The sequence below is a fragment of the Clostridium sp. AM27-28 genome (genome assembly GCF_003480955.1).
Classification (GTDB): Bacteria; Bacillota; Clostridia; order Lachnospirales; family Lachnospiraceae; genus Otoolea; species Otoolea fessa.
In genome coordinates, this window is sequence record NZ_QUJT01000041.1 from 1 (window position 1) to 381 (window position 381).

Annotated in this window: 1 pseudogene; it reads left to right on the forward strand. The window is 49.3% G+C overall.

Annotated features, from left to right (window positions below):
• Positions 1-381, forward strand: a pseudogene (locus DW720_RS16075) (conjugal transfer protein); the annotation flags it as partial.

A 381-nucleotide genomic window follows, 5' to 3' on the forward strand; every position in this document is an offset into this window, starting at 1 on the left:
GCTGGACAGAACCGGGGGACTTCACAGGACTTAAAGGCAGTCAGCGAAGCCCTATCCTATCTCCGGCAAAAGGGGCTTTCCACTGTGGAGGACTTAGAAGCATTTCTGGAATCTTCCGGGAAATCAGCCGCAGATTACCGCAATCAGATGAAGCCAAAGGAAGCCCGGAGCAAAGTGATTGACGGGATTCTTGCCAGCCGGACAGACTGCAAGGAATGTAAGGCTGTCTATGAGAAGTACCAGAAGATATTTTTTAAGAAAATAAAGGGGAAATTCAAACAGGAACACCCGGAGGTTGCCCGGTATGAGAAAGCCGCTGACTACCTTGCCAAGCACCCGGACGATAAGGATAAAACGAAAAATGAGTTGCAACAGGAGCAG